The sequence below is a fragment of the Achromobacter animicus genome (assembly GCF_902859585.1).
In the GTDB taxonomy this organism is placed as follows: Bacteria; Pseudomonadota; Gammaproteobacteria; order Burkholderiales; family Burkholderiaceae_B; genus Achromobacter; species Achromobacter animicus.
Window position 1 is genome coordinate 793,812 of record NZ_CADIJM010000001.1, and the last position, 16,632, is coordinate 810,443.

General features: G+C 67.5%; 14 protein-coding genes and 1 pseudogene. 7 read left to right on the forward strand and 8 right to left on the reverse strand.

The window, feature by feature from the left end:
* Positions 1-45 precede the first annotated feature (45 nt).
* Entirely contained in the window at positions 46-1,032 is a 987-nt protein-coding gene (locus HV681_RS03565) for a Bug family tripartite tricarboxylate transporter substrate binding protein (protein WP_056560769.1), read from the forward strand.
* Positions 1,033-1,452: 420 nt separating this feature from the next.
* Positions 1,453-2,421, forward strand: a complete 969-nt coding sequence (locus HV681_RS03570; RefSeq protein ID WP_254594876.1) for a FapA family protein — start codon at positions 1,453-1,455, stop codon at positions 2,419-2,421.
* A gap of 52 nt (positions 2,422-2,473) precedes the next feature.
* Here HV681_RS03570 and HV681_RS03575 read toward each other — a convergent pair whose 3' ends face one another.
* From HV681_RS03575 to HV681_RS03590, 4 genes are all read right to left on the reverse strand, one after another.
* The gene (locus HV681_RS03575; RefSeq protein ID WP_175121732.1) at positions 2,474-3,355 is read right to left on the reverse strand and encodes a DMT family transporter; all 882 of its coding nucleotides are present in this window, start codon (positions 3,353-3,355) and stop codon (positions 2,474-2,476) included.
* Positions 3,356-3,793: 438 nt separating this feature from the next.
* Positions 3,794-6,457, reverse strand: coding sequence for an AAA family ATPase (locus HV681_RS03580; RefSeq protein WP_175121733.1), 2,664 nt, complete (start codon positions 6,455-6,457; stop codon positions 3,794-3,796).
* Positions 6,454-7,581 carry a metallophosphoesterase family protein gene (locus HV681_RS03585; protein ID WP_175121734.1) on the reverse strand — a complete coding sequence of 376 codons (1,128 nt, stop codon included), beginning with the start codon at positions 7,579-7,581 and terminating at the stop codon, positions 6,454-6,456. The genes HV681_RS03580 and HV681_RS03585 overlap by 4 nt, the downstream gene beginning before the upstream one ends.
* Positions 7,582-7,803: 222 nt before the next feature.
* Positions 7,804-9,105 (reverse strand): D-amino acid dehydrogenase, encoded by a 1,302-nt coding sequence (locus tag HV681_RS03590; protein WP_175121735.1) that lies wholly within the window; start codon positions 9,103-9,105, stop codon positions 7,804-7,806.
* A 135-nt stretch (positions 9,106-9,240) separates the two neighbouring features.
* Between HV681_RS03590 and HV681_RS03595 the strand changes: the two genes are divergently transcribed.
* The 4 genes and pseudogenes from HV681_RS03595 (at position 9,241) to HV681_RS03610 (ending at position 11,568) form a co-directional block, all read left to right on the forward strand.
* Positions 9,241-9,708 (forward strand): Lrp/AsnC ligand binding domain-containing protein, encoded by a 468-nt coding sequence (locus tag HV681_RS03595; RefSeq protein WP_175121736.1) that lies wholly within the window; start codon positions 9,241-9,243, stop codon positions 9,706-9,708.
* 159 nt (positions 9,709-9,867) lie between these two features.
* Positions 9,868-10,506: pseudogene (locus tag HV681_RS03600) on the forward strand (DUF502 domain-containing protein); the annotation flags it as partial.
* A gap of 194 nt (positions 10,507-10,700) precedes the next feature.
* A complete protein-coding gene (locus HV681_RS03605; protein ID WP_175121737.1) occupies positions 10,701-10,958 on the forward strand; it encodes an RNA-binding S4 domain-containing protein in 258 nt (85 codons plus the stop codon).
* Positions 10,959-10,992: 34 nt separating this feature from the next.
* On the forward strand, positions 10,993-11,568 hold the full coding sequence (locus HV681_RS03610) for a restriction endonuclease (RefSeq protein ID WP_175121738.1): 576 nt from the start codon (positions 10,993-10,995) through the stop codon (positions 11,566-11,568).
* 14 nt (positions 11,569-11,582) lie between these two features.
* Here HV681_RS03610 and HV681_RS03615 read toward each other — a convergent pair whose 3' ends face one another.
* Positions 11,583-12,011 (reverse strand): nuclear transport factor 2 family protein, encoded by a 429-nt coding sequence (locus HV681_RS03615; protein WP_175121739.1) that lies wholly within the window; start codon positions 12,009-12,011, stop codon positions 11,583-11,585.
* A 160-nt stretch (positions 12,012-12,171) separates the two neighbouring features.
* Here HV681_RS03615 and HV681_RS03620 point away from each other — a divergent pair, with 160 nt between their 5' ends.
* Positions 12,172-12,591: a DUF2784 domain-containing protein gene (locus HV681_RS03620; protein ID WP_175121740.1), complete on the forward strand. Its 420-nt coding sequence runs from the start codon at positions 12,172-12,174 to the stop codon at positions 12,589-12,591.
* Positions 12,592-12,625: 34 nt separating this feature from the next.
* Here the strand turns inward: HV681_RS03620 and HV681_RS03625 are convergent, their stop codons facing one another.
* The 3 genes from HV681_RS03625 to HV681_RS03635 form a co-directional block, all read right to left on the reverse strand.
* Positions 12,626-13,753: an acyl-CoA dehydrogenase family protein gene (locus HV681_RS03625; protein WP_175121741.1), complete on the reverse strand. Its 1,128-nt coding sequence runs from the start codon at positions 13,751-13,753 to the stop codon at positions 12,626-12,628.
* Between the two features lie 181 nt (positions 13,754-13,934).
* Positions 13,935-15,755 (reverse strand): glycoside hydrolase family 15 protein, encoded by a 1,821-nt coding sequence (locus tag HV681_RS03630; protein WP_175121742.1) that lies wholly within the window; start codon positions 15,753-15,755, stop codon positions 13,935-13,937.
* 7 nt (positions 15,756-15,762) lie between these two features.
* Positions 15,763-16,584, reverse strand: coding sequence for an SDR family oxidoreductase (locus HV681_RS03635; RefSeq protein ID WP_175121743.1), 822 nt, complete (start codon positions 16,582-16,584; stop codon positions 15,763-15,765).
* Between the last annotated feature and the right edge of the window lie 48 nt (positions 16,585-16,632).

The following is a 16,632-nucleotide window of genomic DNA, read 5'->3' on the forward strand; positions in this document are numbered from 1 at the left end:
GCCCGGCAAGATGGCCGGCTCGGAACAACAATATGGAGAAGACTCTTGAACGTGTTGTCACATGCCAAGGCCGTCCTGGCCGCCGCCATCGCTGGCGCCTGCCTGACCTCCGCTGCCCAGGCCGCAGATCCCTACCCCAATAAACCCATCCGCCTGATCGTCCCGTTTGCAGCCGGCGGCACCACCGATATCGTGGCGCGCGTCGTGGCCGAGGGTCTGGGCCGTGAACTCGGCCAGCCCGTGGTCGTGGAAAACCGCGCCGGCGGCGGCGGCTCGATCGGCGCCGACGCCCTGGTTCGCTCTGCCAACGACGGTTACACGCTGGGCGTGGCCACGGTCAGCACCATGGCCACCAATCCGGCCACGAACCCCAAGAACCCGTACAACCCGCTCAAGGACTTCACGCCGATCACCAACATGGTGAACGTGCCCAACGTCATGACGGTCAACCCGAGCGTGCCCGCCAAGACCCTGGCCGAATTCATCACCCTGCTCAAGAACAACCCCGGCAAGTACAGCTATGCCTCGTCGGGCGCGGGCGGCATCAGCCACCTGGACGGCGAGCTGTTCAAGTCGCTGACCAAGACCGACATGGTTCACGTTCCTTACCGCGGATCGGGTCCGGCGCTGAACGACGTGATCGCCGGCCAGGTGAACGTCCAGTTCGACAACCTGCCCTCCTCCATGCCGCACATCCAGGCGGGCAAGCTGCGCGCGCTGGCCGTGGCGGCGCCCAAGCGCCTGCCCGCGCTGCCGGACGTGCCGACGTTCGCCGAGGGTGGCCTGCCCGACATGGACAACATGGCCTGGTACGGCCTGGTGGCGCCCGCCGGCACGCCGCAAGCGGTGGTCGACCGCGTGCACGCCGCGGCGGTCAAGGCCTTGAAGGATCCGAAGATCGCCCAGCGCCTGGCCGACGGCGGATCGATCGTGGACGGCAACACGCCGGCCGAGTACGCCGCACAGATCAAGCGCGAACTCGAACTGCGCCAGCGCATCGCCAAGGACCGCAACATCGTCCTGACGAACTGATCGCAACCTGACGAGAGGGGCGCGGGCCGGCGGTTTGCGGTTGGCGCCCCGCTTTGCATTCGTCCCCGCTTGACGGCAATTGCTCCGGTGGTAGCATCTGCCCCGTGCAATCCGATATATCTTCCCTTCCCTGCGTCACCTGCGCTCTCTGCGCCCTGCGCTCAACGCTGTTGAGTTCGCAGGAGGTCGCCGCGCGTTCCGCTTACGCGCGGTCCAAGCCCGGCTAATCGCCCGCCTCTCCCCTTTCTGATTCTTGCTCCGGCCCGTTGCCGGCTGCCTGCGCACATCCGCGCGTCCTGCAGCCTGAAACCAGCCGGCGGGCGCACTGCCGCGTGGCGGGCGCTCGTCCCCATTTCGCCGCTCGCACGCCCTTTTCGGCTTGCGCGGCGGCCACGCACCGCACCTTTTCGATTCAGCGCCATGCAACTCACCAAGAAATTCGTCAAAGCCAAGAACCCCTGCGCGGGCGGCTACAAATGGTTCCTGCGCGACCACAACGGACAGGGGGACTATCAGGCCGTGCTCGATGCCCTGGTCGCCGACGGCCGCGTCGGCGACGCCTGCTGGCTGCTGGACCAGTTTGGTCCGACCGACGCCGTGTTGCGGCTGGATACGCTGGATGCCACCGCCATCGTGTTTGCCGGGACGCTTGAAGTCCGCATGGGGATCAACGTGGACACGGTGGTGCGCGCGGGACGCAGCCTCATCACGGGCGGCGGCATTCGCGCCGGCGAGTCGATCGTGGCGGGTGAAAACATCACCGCCGGCGGCAACATCGCCAGCGGCGGCAACCTGCGCGCCGGCGGCGACGTGGCGGCCGACTGGGGGATCGAGATTGCGACGCGCCTGGATTGCGGCGGCAATGTGCGCGCCAAGTGGGACATCTGCGCCGGACAGGACCTGGCCGTGACCGGCCACCTGCATGCCGGCCAGGACATCAATACGCAAGGCGCCATCAAGTGCGGTCAAGGGATCAAGGCAGGCGGCGGCGTGACCGCGGAGCAGGAAATCAATGCCGGTTGCGGTATTCAGGCGGGCGGGTCCATTCAGTCGGGCGAACACCTCGCCTGCGGGTGGGGCTTGATCGCCGGCGAGGACATCCGCGCCGAGGGCGCCATCCGCGCGGGCGAAGGCGCGCAGGCTGCCGGCGTCATCGAGGCGGGCGCGGGACACGGCGTCTACGCCGGGCTGAGCGTGCGGCTGGACGCATGGGATCTGTGTGCGCGGGTGGTCGCCCAATCCCGCCCGGCACAGTTGGTCAGCGGGCATTGGGCGGGACCGGACGGTGCGACGAACGCCGGCTCCACGCCCCCCGACCAGCCGTGGAACGGGTGGATGGATGTCGGCGCGGCGAAGCGTGACGGCTACGCAGGCGGCCCGCAAGGCTGAGAACGCCGCCACCGGTTGTCGGGCGTCGCAGCGGGTTTGATTGCCATCGCCGCTATCGCCGCCCCGCTTTGTGGGGCGTCGCGGGATGGCGTAGCACCAGCATCAACCCTGTCAGGATCGCGGCCATGCCAGCCAGGCTGAGCGCCGGCAAGCGATTGCCCAGAATCAGGTAGTCCAGCGCCGCCGTGCCCACCGGCACCAGATAGAACAGGCTGGTGACGTTGACAAGGTTGCCCGCCTGGATCATGCGGTAGAACAGCAGCGTGGCACCGACTGAAATCACGAGGCCCATCCAGATCAACGGCACGATGAAGCCGACGCTCCAGTCGGCATGCAGCGGCTGGAATGGTGCGAACAGCAGGCACAGCACCAGACTGATCGCGTACTGCAACGGCATCACGTCCATCGGCGGTTGCTCGACGCGCTTTTGCAGCAAGGCGCCTCCCGTCATGCTCGCCAGCGCCGCGCAGGCGTACGCGATGCCCGCGACGGACAAGCGCGTCAGCGCGATGCTCTGGTAGACGACCAGCACCAGCCCGGCGAGCGCCAGGCAAAGTCCCGCCAGACGCGCCGGCGCAAAGCGGCGCTCCGTCAGCGCCAACGTCAGGATGGGCTGCGCGCCCAGCAATGTGGCCAGCACGCCAGGCGTCACGCCGTGGTCCAGCGCCAGCAGATAGCAGATGGAGTAACTGCCGATCAGCAGCGCGCCTGTCGCGGCGACCTGCATGCGGGTGCCGGTCTGCGGCAACCAACGACCGCGCCTCGCGCAGATCAGCAGCAGTACCGCCAGCGCAAGCAGGAAGCGGAACAAGAGAAAGCCGAAGGCGGAGGCATGCGACAGCCCCCATTTGGCAAAGATCGCGCCGCCGCTCCACAGCAGCACGAACAAGGTGGTGGACGCGTGGGCAGTCCACGCGTGTCGGATGATGGACATGAGGTATCACCTGTCTGAATGGGGTACAGACTCCCGCCCGGGGCGCGATAACGCGCGCCCATGTGCGCGCGCGGCGGGCGACGTCAATGCGTCATGCTCGCGGGGCGGCGCTGGAGTTCAGGCGGGAGACGGAGATGCGGCGGGTCAGCCTAGGACGGCTGACACAGGCGGATGCGCGCCCGACACGACGCCGCGAGGCGGCGATGCGGGCGGCGGCGCCGCGTTCTTGACAGGAGACACAGCCGGCGGAGCGCCGGCGGAGAAGGAAGCCGATACACGCGCGCACGCGAGACCCGCGCGGACGGCGCGGGCAAGCATGGCGAAAGGCGTATAAGCAGGCATCCGCGCAGACTACCGGCGCCGGGCCGCAGCGTCAAGCATCGGCGGTTGTGGCCGCGCGGCTTCCCGGCACCGAGGCGCCGGGACCGGGCCGGTGCGCTAACCAATCCTGCGCTGCTCCACCCCCATGTCGCGCCAGGCCTCGCCGTGGCACGTAAACATCAGGATCTGATGGCGGGTCGCGGCGTCGAACAGCGCGCGCTTCATGAAGTCGCGCCGGGCGTCGTCGGTGTGGACCAGCGCGTCGTCAAGCAGCAGCAAGGTGGGCCGGCCGGCCTCGCGCAGCAGATCGGCGTAGGCGAACCGCGCCAGGATGCCGAGCTGTTCCCGCGTACCGAAGCTGAGGGCGTCCAGCGCGTCTTCGCCATCGCCCCGGCGCAGCGCCGTGGGCAGCAGCGCATCGTCCAGGCGCAGCGCGGCGTCGGGAAAGAGCAGCGCCAGATAGTGGTTGAGGCGGCGGGCGAGCGGCGCTTGCAGGCGTTGCGTGGCGGCTGCGCGTTTGTCGGCCAACAGCTTTTGCAGCAGGTCCAGCGCGGCGGCGCGCCGTGAGAATTCGTCGCGGCGCCGTTGCAGACGCTCGCAGGCTGCCTGCGCTTCGGACAGGCGTTCGCCCAGGCCTTGCGCACCGGCCTGGTCCAGCTTGCCCTGCAATTGCAGGATGTCGCCGTGCCGCTTGTGCTGGGCGTCGCGTTCGATGGCGGCGGATTTTTCAAACCGCTGCACGTCCTGCTCCGCGAGTTCGGGCCGATGTTCAGCCAGCGAGGCCCGGGCCTCGCGTACGCGCAGTTCGAGCTGGTCGTGGGCGCTGCGAACTTCGGCGAGGCGGCCGGCGCGGGCGTGGCGTTGCGCCGTGCGTTCGTCGGATTGCAGTTCTGCGCCCCGGGCGGCAGCCTGCCCTTCCAGCAACTGGGCACGGGCTGTGTCGGCGTCCAACGCGCGCTGCGCGTCGGCGACTGCCTTTTCCGCCTGCGCCGCAACGGCTTCGGCCTCGCGCAGGGTCTGCACGGCGTCGGGCAGATCGTCATCGCTTGTGTGGGCATCTGCATCAGCAACCCGAATGCCGTCTTCGGTTTCCTGCACAGGCGGCAGCTTGGACAGCCTTTCCTGCAACTGCGCCAGCCGCGCCAGTGCCTCGTCGCGCTGGGTGCGCAGCGCATCCACGCCGCGGGGCGCATGAATGCTCAGCGTCTTGCGCATGCCTTCGAGTTCGCGCTGCAGCGCGTTGTAGCGCGCGTGACGCTGTTCGGCATCGGCCAGGGTGTCGACGCCCGCCCGCTTGAGCAACGCGGCGCTTGCCGACTCCGCGCGCGCCAGTTCGCGCTGCAAGGCCGGCAGGTCTTGTCCGCCCGGCTCGATTTGCAGGCGCCCCACACCGGGCAGATCGAGTTCGGCCGCGGCCGTAAGCAGGACTTCGCCCGCGCCGCTGACGGCCTTGCCGTCCAGCAGCGCCTGCGCGCCGGCATCGAGCCGGTACCGCACGCGCGTCGCGACCGCCTGTTGCTGCAACTGCAGATTTCCGAGTTCGCGGCCGGCCTTGCGCAGCGCCTCGATTTCAGCATCGGATATTTCGAGTTGGACGGCTTCTGTGCGCAACGCCGAACCTTGCTGGATCAGGTGGGTGGCTGCGACCAGCGCGCCGTCCAGGCGTTCGATTTCGGGGGTGAGCTGCGCAAGCTGCCGGTCCAGGTCGCGGCGGTCCGCCAGCGCCTGAAGCCGCGTCACGCGCCGGCGCGCGGCCTCGACTGCGGCGGCATGCGATTGCCGCTGCTGCAACGCGCGCGCTAGCGGTTCCTGCATCGCCTGCACATGGGCGTGCGCCGCGCGCGCATCCCGAAGCAGCGCCTGGTAATCGGCTTCGTCCTGTTGATCGCGGCGGACCTGATCCTGCAGCAGTGCAAGGGTCTGGGCGGCCTGCGCCTGCTCGCGTTGCAGTCCGTCGAAGGCTTCACGCTCCTTGGCCAGTGCGGCAAGGCGCGCGCGGGCCTGGACAGCCTTGGCCTCGAAATCCTTCCAGGGTTGCGCGGCCTGGGCGCGTTCATGTTCGCGCCGCAGTTCGGCCAGGCGATCGACGTCGGCGTTGAGCTGGGCCATGGCCTGCCCGCATTCGTCGCGTTCGGACAAGGCGCGCGCGAGCGCATCTTCGGCGTCTTTGTAGCTGCCCTTGGGACGGCCGTTGCGGGCGTCCAGCAGCGCGGCGCGCTCGGCCGACACGCGATCGAACAGCCGGTCGCCGTCTCCGGAGGCCAGCTCGCCGGAGAGCTGCGTCAGCGCATCGCGCAGATGCGAGCCCGCAAAGCCGGCGGCTTCGTGCAGGTTCTGGCCGTCGCCCTGGCGGATCCATAGCAGGCCCGGTACGCCAGCCAGGTCAGGTTTGCTTTGGCCGCGCCCGGGCATTTCAAAGCCCAGTAAACCGGCCAGCGCGTTTTCGGCTTCTTCGCCGTCCAGCCGCTGCGCGCCGTCGTCCACCACGAGTTCGCAGCGGGCCTTGGACAGGAACTGCTTTTTCAGGACGTAGGCGTGATCCGCGTGCGTGAAGGCCACTTCAACGCTGGGGCGCGCGCCGGATTCGCCGCGCGGCGCCAGGTCGGCGACCTTGCTGGTGCTGTAGCGTTCAAGGAAGGCGGCTCGGATGGCGGCCGCGACCGTGCTTTTGCCGGCCTCGTTGGGGCCGACAAAGAGGTTCAGGCCGTCTTGCAGTCCGTCCAGCGACAGCGGCTGGCGGAACTTGCGGAATTCTTCGAGGGCGATGCGGGAGATCTTCATTTGGCGGCTCCCGGCGTGGCGGTTTCGCGCTGGAACCGCAGCAGCAGGCGCAAGGCCTCGCTGGCCACGGCGGACTGGTCTTCGTCCGCCTGCAACGCCTGCAGTTGTGCGGCGACCTCGCCCACGTAGCCGCTGGCGCGCAATTCGGCCAGGTCAGCTTCGTCGGGTTCCAGGCGCACGCCGGACAAGTCCGGCAGCAAGGCCCGCACCTGCGCGGCGGCCTCGGCCACGGCCTTTTGCAGCGCATCCCAGGTTTCAAGGTTGACGTGCCCCTGCACGTCGAGGCGCAGCACGTCGTCTGACCGCAACGCCGCCATGCGTTCGGCCAGCGCCTGGGCATCGGTGGGCAGGCTAAGGGTTTCGGTCCAGGCGGACCAGCGGTACTTGCCGGTTGCAATGCGTTCGACCACGGGTGCGGCGCCCGGCGCGTCGATGCGCACGTCCAGGACATAACCGGGCTCGTTGCCGCGAAAGCGGTCCTGTTCCGGCGTGCCGGCATACCAGGTGCGTGTGTCAATGGACAGACAGCCGTGCCAATCGCCCAGGGCCAGATAGTCCAGACTGGCGCGGTCCGCGCGGTCGGGCGCAATGGGATTGGTGGCGTCGATCGTGTCGGGCAGGCGGCCGGCAACGCTGCCATGGGCGAGGCCCACACGGATGCGTCCGGGTGGCGTCTCGAGCGTGTCGAAAGCCTGGGTGACGTCGTCGTAGGTGTGGCGTTGCGTAAGCGGCGCGGCAAGCACAGCGAGGTTGGCGTCCGGCAGGTCCACCACGCCGGTCGTAAGCGGCACATGCACGTTGGCGGGGATGCAGCCCAGTTGCATGGCGCGGCTCCAGACGCTGTCGGCAAGGGCCGCGTCGTGGTTGCCGGCGATCATTACCCAGGGCCCCGTGTAGCCGGCCATGGCGGCAAAGAGGCGGCGGATGCTGCGATCGGACACGGCCTGCGTGTCGAAGACGTCTCCGGCGACCAGCACGGCATCCACGCGGCGCTCGGCGGCCAGCGTGGCGATGCGCGCGACGACCTCGAAACGGGCCTCGGCGAGCATGGCGGCATCGTCGGTTTCAAACTGGCCGTATTGGCGGCCGATCTGCCAGTCGGCAGTGTGCAGGAAATGGGTCATGCGGCGATTTTGGCATAAAGCAACGAGCCGTTTCGCGCACAGCGTGCGCAATTCAGCGCACTCAAAAACACGCGGGCCGCATCGAAGCGGCCCGGAGGGTGTGCGTCCTACTGGCCGTGCAAGCGCCAGATCAGGCGCAGGCCGGTGAGACGCAGTTCAGATGCGATTCGAGGCGCAGATCAAGCAGTCCAAGCACGCCTCGAGGTGCAGCTTAAGTCCTGCTCAAGCGCCCTTGCCGTCCAGCACCAGTTGCTGGCGGGACGCCGCGCTGCGATCGTAGCGCGACAACCCGAGCCCGTCGGTGCTGATGGCGGGGCGCTGGCCCATGACGAGATCCGCGACCAGCTTGCCGGAACCGCAAGCCATGGTCCAGCCCAGCGTGCCGTGGCCGGTATTCAGGTAGAGGTTGTTGTAGCGGGTGGCGCCGACGACCGGCGTGCTGTCCGGCGTCATGGGACGCAGGCCGGTCCAAAACTCGGCCTGGGCCACGTGGCCGCTGCCGGGGAACAGATCGTTGACCACCAGTTCCAGCGTCTTGCGGCGGGCGTCCTTCAGGCGCAGGTCGAAGCCGGACAATTCGGCCATGCCGCCCACGCGGATCCGCTGGTCAAAGCGCGTGACGGCGACCTTGTAGGTTTCGTCCAGCACCGTCGACACCGGCGCGGCGGCCTCGTCCTTCATGGGAATGGTCAGGGAGTAGCCCTTGACCGGATACACCGGCAGGTCCAGGCCGAGGGGCTCGAGAAAACCGCGGGTGTAGCTGCCGAAGGCGGCCACATAGCGGTCGGCCGTGAGGACTTCGTTGCCGACGCGCACGCCGGTGATCTGGCCGCCGGCGGTGTTCAGGCCCGTGACGCTTTGGCCAAAACGGAATTCAACGCCCAGTGCGGCCGCCATGTCCGCCAGGCGGCGGGTGAAAAGCTGGCAGTCGCCGGTTTCATCATTGGGCAGGCGCAGGCCGCCGGTGAGCTTGTGCGCGGAGTTGGCGAGCGCGGGCTCGGCCGTGACGAGACGGTGGCGGTCCAGCAATTCGTAGGGAACGCCCACCTCTTCGAGCACCGCGATGTCGCGGCGCGCGGCTTCCATCTGGGCTTCGGTGCGGAACAACTGGAGCGTGCCGCGGGCGCGCTCTTCGTAGTGGATGCCGGTGGCGGCGCGCAATTCACGCAGGCAGTCGCGGCTGTACTCGGACAGGCGCAGCATGCGTTCCTTGTTGACGGCATAGCGGTCGGCCGAGCAGTTGGCCAGCATGGCGGCCATCCATTTGAGCTGGAACAGGCTGCCGTCCAGGCGGATCGCCAGCGGCGCATGTTTCTTGAAGAGCCATTTGATCGCCTTGAGCGGAATGCCGGGCGCGGCCCAGGGCGTGGAATAGCCCGGCGACACCTGTCCGGCATTGGCGTAGCTGGTCTCCTGCGCCGCGGCCCGCTGGCGGTCCAGTACGGTCACTTTGGCGCCCTGCCGGGCCAGGTAATAGGCGGTGGTGGTGCCGATGACGCCGCTGCCGAGGACGATCACATGCATGATTCTTTCCGGTATTTGGATTTGTCTGGGAATTTCGGTAGTCTATGACCCCTTCAGCAGTGAAAAACACTGAAGATTTTCCTTGGGCAGTGGTTTTTCTCGGGCCAACCTTGTTTTTCGACCGGCGTTAGTGAAATGCGCGACCTCGACCGAATTGACCTCAAAATCCTCGACATCCTGCAGCGCGAAGGCCGGATTTCGGTCACGGAATTGGCCGAGCGCGTGAGCCTGTCGGCCACCCCCTGCTCCGACCGCGTCAAGCGCATGGAGCGCGAAGGCGTCATCACGGGTTACCATGCGCGCGTCAATCCGGCGGCGCTGGGCAAGAATCTGCTTGTCTTCCTGGAGATCAAGCTGTCGGCCAAGTCGGGCGACGTCTTCGACAAGGTCAAGCAGGAACTGCTGTACGTGCCCGAGGTCATGGAATGCCACCTGGTGTCGGGCGAATTCGACTACCTGGTCAAGGCGCGCCTGTCTGAAATGAATGAATACCGCCGTCTTCTGGGCGAAATCCTGAAGCGGTTGCCCGCGTCCGCCGAGTCTCACAGCTACATCGTGATGGAGGAGATCAAGGAGACGCTCTTCCTGCCGGTGGACCGCTAGGGCCTGTTCACACTAAAAGAAGGGATGCGCCGCGCCCGGCCAGGGGCCCCGGCGAGGGCGCGTCCGCCTTGTTACCGATAAATCCTGCGGCGGCTGCTATGCTGCGGCCCTCCCCGGCGAGCCGATGCGCTCGTCCGACCCTAATTTTTGCTCTTGCCCATGACCCGTCTTTATAAATACTTCTTCCGCGGCCTGATCACCGTCCTGCCGCTGGCGCTGACGATCTACCTGCTGTACCTCTTTCTGGCCTGGACGGAAGGCGTGGCGCTGACGTTCCTGCGCCCCTTCATCGGCGGCTTCTATGTGCCGGGCATGGGCCTGGCGCTGGGCATCCTGGGCATTCTGGCCATCGGCTACCTGGTGTCCAAGCAGCGCGTGCAGCGGTTCCTGACCCTGGTCGAGATGCCCTTCACCAACTTGCCGGTGGTCAAGAGCATCTATTCGTCGCTCAAGAGCTTTGCGGATTACTTCTCGCCCAGTTCCAAGAACACGGCCCAGCAGGTCGTTGTCCTGCGCATCCCGGGCCAGCAGCTTGAGCTGGTGGGTCTGGTGACGCGCCGCGGCACCGACGGCCTGCCCGAGGGATTCACCCAGGGCGATCGTGTCGCCGTCTACCTGCCGATGGGCTACATGATTGGCGGCTATACGGTGTTCGTGCCGCAGGAATGGGTGCAGCCCATCCAGATGTCGGTCGAGGAAGCCATGCGCTCGTCGCTGATCGCCTGGATGGCGCGGGCAGAAACCGGCGGCATCCGCCCCGTGCCGACGGCCAGCCCGGACGCGGGCGCGGATAAGTCCGTGGCTCAGCCGGTCACGCCGCCGGTCGCCCAGCCCGCGGGCCAAACCGCCGGCTCGTCCGTTTCCCCGGCCGTCTCCCCGTCCGTCGCGCCGTCCGCAGATCAGCCCGCCGCTGCCGGCAACCCGGCCAACCCGGCCAACCCGCGCACCCCCGGCAACGGCCCCGCCTGACCTCGATTTACCGAAGCACTTCCATGTCCATCATCGAATTCACGCTTGCCGAAGGCAGCCCCTACATTGAAATCAATCAGCTGCTGAAGGCGACCGGCGTCGTCGACAGCGGCGGCGCCGGCAAGATGCTGGTGGCCGACGGCCAGGTCAGCGTCGGCGGCGTAGTCGAAACGCGCAAGACGGCCAAGATCCGCGATGGTCAGATCGTCACCTGCGGCGGCGTGCGCATCGTGGTCCGCGCCTTTGCCGGCGGCCACGACGACAACGGCGACAGCGCCTGAATTCCCAGTTGATCCCATCACGCCGCGAGCTGCCATGAAATTCAAGATGTCCCAGAACTCCATCTTTGCCGTGCTGCTGCGCTCGCCGTGGTGGATGAGCGCCGGCGTGGCCGTGCTGCTGAGCGCAGGCGGCTTTGCCGCGCTGCCGCTGGAGTATGCCGCGATGGGCGTCTTTGCCGCGGTGCCGTTTGCCGTGATTTCGATCATGGCCGCCTACAAGCAGCTGCGCGCGCCGTCCGGCGCCCGCGTGCAGGCGGTGACCGAAACCGTTGCCGCCATGTCGTGGGCAGACTTTTCAAAGACCGTTGAAGCCGGTTTCCGCCGCGACGGCTGTGAGGTCGAACGCCTGCAGGCGCCCGGCGCCGATTTCGCGCTGAGCAAGGACGGCCACGTGGCCATCGTCAGCGCCAAGCGTTGGAAAGCCGCCAGAAACGGCGTGGAACCGCTGCGCGAGCTGCAGGCCGTGCGCGAAAAGCGCGGCGCACGCGAAGCCATCTACATCGCGCTGGGCGACGTGTCGGACAACGCCTTGCAATACGCCAAGGCGCAGGGCGTCTCCCTGATGACCGCCCCGGAACTGACCAAACTGCTGCGCGACCTGAAGGTCTGATAGCCCCTGCGGTTTCAGACCACCATCACCGAACTGGCCGCGATGACGCGCCACGCACCTGCCGTGGCACCAGGCGTCGCGCGGGCCGCCTCACCTGCCGCAGCACCCGCCCCCGAATCCGGCGCCCAGGTTCGCATGAACCGGAACGTGCCGTTGGCCGGCACGCCGTTGTAGCTGCCCGCGATGCGGGCCAGCACCGACACCACCGCGCAATCCGCGCGCGGCAGGATGCACTGTTCGGACAGGTCCAGCGCGTGGATCTTCAGCAATCCGCCGCGGTGCGCATCCAGGTCATCCTCGCGCGTGACGGTCCAGCCCATGTGATTGACGAACAGCAGGTCCGGATGCAGCAGCGCTTCCAGCGCGGCAATGTCCGAGGACAGCATGGCCTGGCGCAGCCGTTCCTCGGCGTCCTGGATGGCGGCGGTGATCGAAGCATGCATGGCGCGGGTCCCGGAAGTATCTTGGATTGAACACGCCCGCATTCTATTCGGTCATCAGCCGTCTTGCCTTGTTGCCAATGCCCCGCACGTCGCGTTCGGGCATACGCTTTAATGCACCTCCCGCCGGTTTCCGGCGCCCCGCCATTTACCCATTTCAAAGATGACCTATCGCATCCTTGCCGACCTCGTGCTGGTCATACATGGCCTGTTTGTCGCGTTCGTGGTGTTCGGCGGCCTGCTGGCGCTGTGGAAACCGCGCATGGCGTTCTGGCACCTGCCGGCGCTAGCGTGGGGTGCAATGGTGATCGGCATGGGCTGGATCTGTCCGCTGACGCCGCTGGAAGTGTCGCTGCGCGAACGCGCGGGGCAGGAAGGCTACGCGGGCGGCTTCATCGAGCACTACGTGCTGGGTATCATCTACCCCGAGGGCATCACGCGGGCGACGCAGATGCTGCTGGCGGCGGTGCTGATCGTGGGCAACATCGTCGTCTACACCGTGTGGGCGCGCCGCCGCGCCGATGTGCGCCGCGCGGCTGCGGCTGCTGCCCAAGCGCGGCAGTCCGTACAGGGCCGCTCCTGAACAACGCGAATCGCCCCACCCCTGCCCCGCGCCACTACAGGCTGCGCGCGATCACCAGGCGCTGGATGTCGCTGGTGCCCTCGTAAATCTGGCAGACGCGCACATCGCGATAAATGCGCTCGACCGGAAAATCCTTCAGGTAGCCATAACCGCCCAGCGTCTGAATCGCCGCCGAGCAGACCTTTTCAGCCATCTCGGACGCAAACAGCTTGGCCATGGACGCCTCGGTCAATGCCGGCCTGCCCGCTTCGCGCAAGGCCGCGGCGTGCAGCACCATCTGGCGGGCCGCGTGGATCTGCGTCGCCATATCCGCCAGGCGAAACGACACGGCCTGGTGTTCGATGATGGGTTTGCCGAAGGCTAGTCGATCGCGGGCGTAGTCGCGCGCGCATTCGAAGGCCGCCCGCGCCATGCCCACCGACTGCGACGCAATGCCGATGCGCCCGCCTTCCAGATTGGACAAGGCGATCTTGTAGCCTTCGCCTTCTGCGCCCAGCCGCCATGCTGCCGGGATGCGCATGTCTTCAAATGCAATCTGGCAGGTGTCGGACGCGTGCTGACCGAGCTTGTCCTCCACGCGCAGCACCTTGTAGCCCGGCGTATCGGTGGGGACGATAAACGCCGAAATGCCGCGCTTGCCCGCGTCGGGGTCGGTGACCGCGAACACGATGACCGTCTGCCCGTTGCGCCCGGACGTGATGAACTGCTTGGCGCCATTGAGGATGTAGTGGTCGCCGTCGCGCCGCGCGCGGGTATGCAGGCTGCTGGCGTCGGAGCCGGCCTGCGGCTCGGTCAGCGCGAATGCGCCGATGTGTTCGCCACGCGCCAGGGGCCGCAGGAACTGCGCCTTCTGGTCGTCGTTGCCGAACTTCAGGATGGGCATGCAGCCGACCGAGTTGTGCACGCTCATGATGGTGGAGCAGGCGCCGCTGCCCGCTGCGATTTCTTCCAGCGCCACCGCGTACGAGATATAGCCGCTGTCGTTGCCATCCCACGCTTCGGGCACCAGCATGCCGAAAAAGCCCAGTTGCGCCATTTCGGCGATGGCGTCCGCGGGATAGTGGTGTTCGCGATCCCAGCGTTCGGCATTGGGCGCCAGTCGCTCCTGCGCAAACCGGCGCGCCATCTCCTGGACGCTTTGCTGTTCGTCGGTCAAAAGCATGCTTGTCTCTCCTGAAGCGGCGGGCCGTCGATCGAGCCGCGGCGCGCGTTTTTTGTGGTGTGCATGACCGGCGCCGGGCGGGCCGCGCCGTGTGATTGCGAGAATACACCGGCGCGGGCCCCGGCCGGCGCGCGTTGTGCAACGCCCGCGGTGCACCTTTTAAGCCCGCGCGGCCCGTCCCCTATGCCCGGGGCGCGTCCTGTTCCGCGCGCTGCTGCGCCGGTCCCATGGCGCGGCTCAGGTTGTAGGCCGTGTTCACCAGGCCGATATGCGAAAAACCCTGCGGAAAGTTGCCCACCAGGCGGCGGCGCACGACGTCGTACTCTTCCGACAGCAGCCCCAGGTCGTTGCGCAGGGACAGCAGACGGTCGAAAAGCCGCTCCGCATCGCCCAGCCGGCCCTGCATGACGTAGGCGTCCGCCAGCCAGAAACTGCACGCCAGGAAGACGCCCTCCTCGCCCTCCAGCCCGTCGTCGGTATCCTCGACCGAATAGCGGCGCAGCAGACCGCCGTGCATGAGTTCGCGTTCAATGGCGTGCACGGTGCCCGCCACGCGCGGATCGCTTGCCGGCAGAAAGCCCACCTGCGGGATCAGCAGCAGGCTCGCGTCCAGCGCCGGCGATCCGTAACTCTGCACGAAGCAGCCCCGGGTGCGGTCGTAGCCATGCTCGCAGATGTCCTTGTGGATGCGTTCGCGCAGCCGGCGCCAGGCATCGACCGGCCCCTTCAGCCCCCAGCGCTCGCAGGCCTTGACCGCCCGGTCGAACGCCACCCAGCACATCACGCGTGAATGCGTGAAGGCGCGCCGTTCGCCCCGGACTTCCCAGATGCCGTGGTCCAGTTCGCGCCAGCGCTGCTCCAGCGGCTTGAGCAGCACGTTCTGCAGGCGCCAGGCTTCGGCCAGCGGCGCCAGATCCGCGACGCGGGCGGCGTAGAGCGTATCAATCAGTTCGCCGTAGATGTCGAGCTGGCTCTGCCCCGCCGCGCCATTGCCCCGCCGCACCGGCTGGCTGCCTTCGTAGCCGGGCAGCCACGGAATCTCCAGCTCGGGCAGCCAGCGATCGCCCGCGATGCCGTACATGATCTGCAGCTGATCGGGGTGTCCCGCCACCGCGCGCAGCAGCCATTGGCGCCACGCCTCGGCCTCTTCGCGATAGCCGGCGTTGAGCAAGGCGTACAGCGTCAGCGCCGAGTCGCGCAGCCAGCAATGGCGGTAGTCCCAATTGCGGCTGCCGCCCAGCGCTTCAGGCAGCGACGTGGTGGGCGCCGCGATGATCCCGCCCGTCGGCTGAAACGTCAGCAGCTTCAGCGTGATCAGCGAGCGCACCACGGCGTCACGACGCCCGTCGCCCGGCCCGTCCCAATGACAGCGTTTGGCCCATTCCTGCCACCACGACACGGTGCGGTCCATGCTTTCGACGCGGTCCGGCACGAACCGGGGCGTACGGTGCGAGCGGTGATAGGACAGTGTGAACGGCACGACGCGGCCCGGATGCAGCGAGAACCGCGCCGTGGTCTTCATGTCGTGGCCTTCGAGCTCGATGGGCGTATGCAGCTCGACCGCGTCCGGGCCCGCGATGGCGTTCAGGCCATAATCGCGCCGCCGCACCCACGGCACGCTCTGACCGTAGTTGAAGCGCAGGATCAGCTCCATGTCCATCTGCACATGGCCGGACTCGCCGCGCACGATGCGCACCACGTCCACGCGCTCGTCGTCGTCGCTGAGCGGCATGAAGTCGTACACCAGCACCGAGCCCGTACGGGTCTCGAAGCGGGTCTCCAGCACCGCCGTGTCGGGCACGTAGCAGCGGGACGTCGACTTGATCTTGCCGTGCGGCGCGATCAGCCAGCGCCCGTGACGCTGGTCGCCCAGCAAGGCGGCAAAGCACGCGGGCGAATCGAAATGCGGCAGGCACAGCCAGTCGATCGAGCCGTCGCGCGCCACCAGCGCGGCGGACAGCATGTTGCCGATGAGTCCGTACTCTTCCAGGGGTTTGGACATGCGCGCCTCAGCCTGCACCGCGGAATTCGGGGTACAGCGTCATGCCGCCGTCCACGAAGAGCGTGGTGCCGGTGACATAGTCGGACGCATCGCTGGCCAGCCACACGGCCGCCTGTGCGATGTCCTCGGGCTCGCCGATCCGGCCGTAGGGGATGAGTTCCAGCAGCTTGGCCAGCGCCTGCGGGGTGTCCCACGCTGGCTGGTTGATCGCGGTGCGGATGGCGCCGGGCGCAATGGAGTTGACCCGGATGCGGTCGGGCGCCAGCTCCTGCGCCAGGGATTTCATCAGCAGCGAAATGCCGCCCTTGGACGCGGCGTAGTTCACCTGGAACGCCCAGGGGATCACTTCGTGCACCGAGCTGATGAAGAGGATGTTGCCCACCGAGCGGTTCTGGCGGGAGGGATCGGGCGGCTGCGTCTTGAAGGCTCGGGCCGCCGCACGGGCGCACAGAAAGTGGCCGGTCAGGTTCACGTCGATCACGCGCTGCCAATCTGCGAGCGTCATGTCGGCAATGGGCGACGGGTGCTCAACCCCCGCGTTGTTGACCAGGATGTCCACCCGTCCGAAGTGCTGCACGGCTTGCTCGAACAGGTGGTCGACGTCGGCTTCCCGGCTGATGTCTGCCGCGGCTGCGACCGCCGTCCCGCCGCTACGCTGGATCGATTCCACCACCGCCGCGCCCCGGGCTTGGGAGTCTCCGCCCGCCCGGTGGTTCACCACCACTCGCGCTCCCGCTTCGGCAAGGCCGATTGCGATGGCGCGCCCAATGCCTGAAGACGCGCCTGTCACCACGGCCACGCGGCCGTTCAGGTCAGTCGTGTGCTGCATGCCAGTCTCCTTGGCGGCCGGCGTGTGGCCGGACTGCCGGTATAGAGG

Bases quoted from the DNA above. Each gene is read 5' to 3' on its own strand.
- HV681_RS03605 (WP_175121737.1), top strand. From the start codon at position 10,701: ATGTCCATCATCGAATTCACGCTTGCCGAAGGCAGCCCCTACATTGAA.
- HV681_RS03595 (WP_175121736.1), top strand. From the start codon at position 9,241: ATGCGCGACCTCGACCGAATTGACCTCAAAATCCTCGACATCCTGCAG.
- HV681_RS03585 (WP_175121734.1), bottom strand. From the start codon at position 7,581: ATGACCCATTTCCTGCACACTGCCGACTGGCAGATCGGCCGCCAATAC.
- HV681_RS03635 (WP_175121743.1), bottom strand. From the start codon at position 16,584: ATGCAGCACACGACTGACCTGAACGGCCGCGTGGCCGTGGTGACAGGC.
- HV681_RS03570 (WP_254594876.1), top strand. From the start codon at position 1,453: ATGCAACTCACCAAGAAATTCGTCAAAGCCAAGAACCCCTGCGCGGGC.
- HV681_RS03610 (WP_175121738.1), top strand. From the start codon at position 10,993: ATGAAATTCAAGATGTCCCAGAACTCCATCTTTGCCGTGCTGCTGCGC.
- HV681_RS03620 (WP_175121740.1), top strand. From the start codon at position 12,172: ATGACCTATCGCATCCTTGCCGACCTCGTGCTGGTCATACATGGCCTG.
- HV681_RS03580 (WP_175121733.1), bottom strand. From the start codon at position 6,457: ATGAAGATCTCCCGCATCGCCCTCGAAGAATTCCGCAAGTTCCGCCAG.
- HV681_RS03590 (WP_175121735.1), bottom strand. From the start codon at position 9,105: ATGCATGTGATCGTCCTCGGCAGCGGCGTCATCGGCACCACCACCGCC.
- HV681_RS03575 (WP_175121732.1), bottom strand. From the start codon at position 3,355: ATGTCCATCATCCGACACGCGTGGACTGCCCACGCGTCCACCACCTTG.
- HV681_RS03630 (WP_175121742.1), bottom strand. From the start codon at position 15,755: ATGTCCAAACCCCTGGAAGAGTACGGACTCATCGGCAACATGCTGTCC.
- HV681_RS03625 (WP_175121741.1), bottom strand. From the start codon at position 13,753: ATGCTTTTGACCGACGAACAGCAAAGCGTCCAGGAGATGGCGCGCCGG.
- HV681_RS03615 (WP_175121739.1), bottom strand. From the start codon at position 12,011: ATGCATGCTTCGATCACCGCCGCCATCCAGGACGCCGAGGAACGGCTG.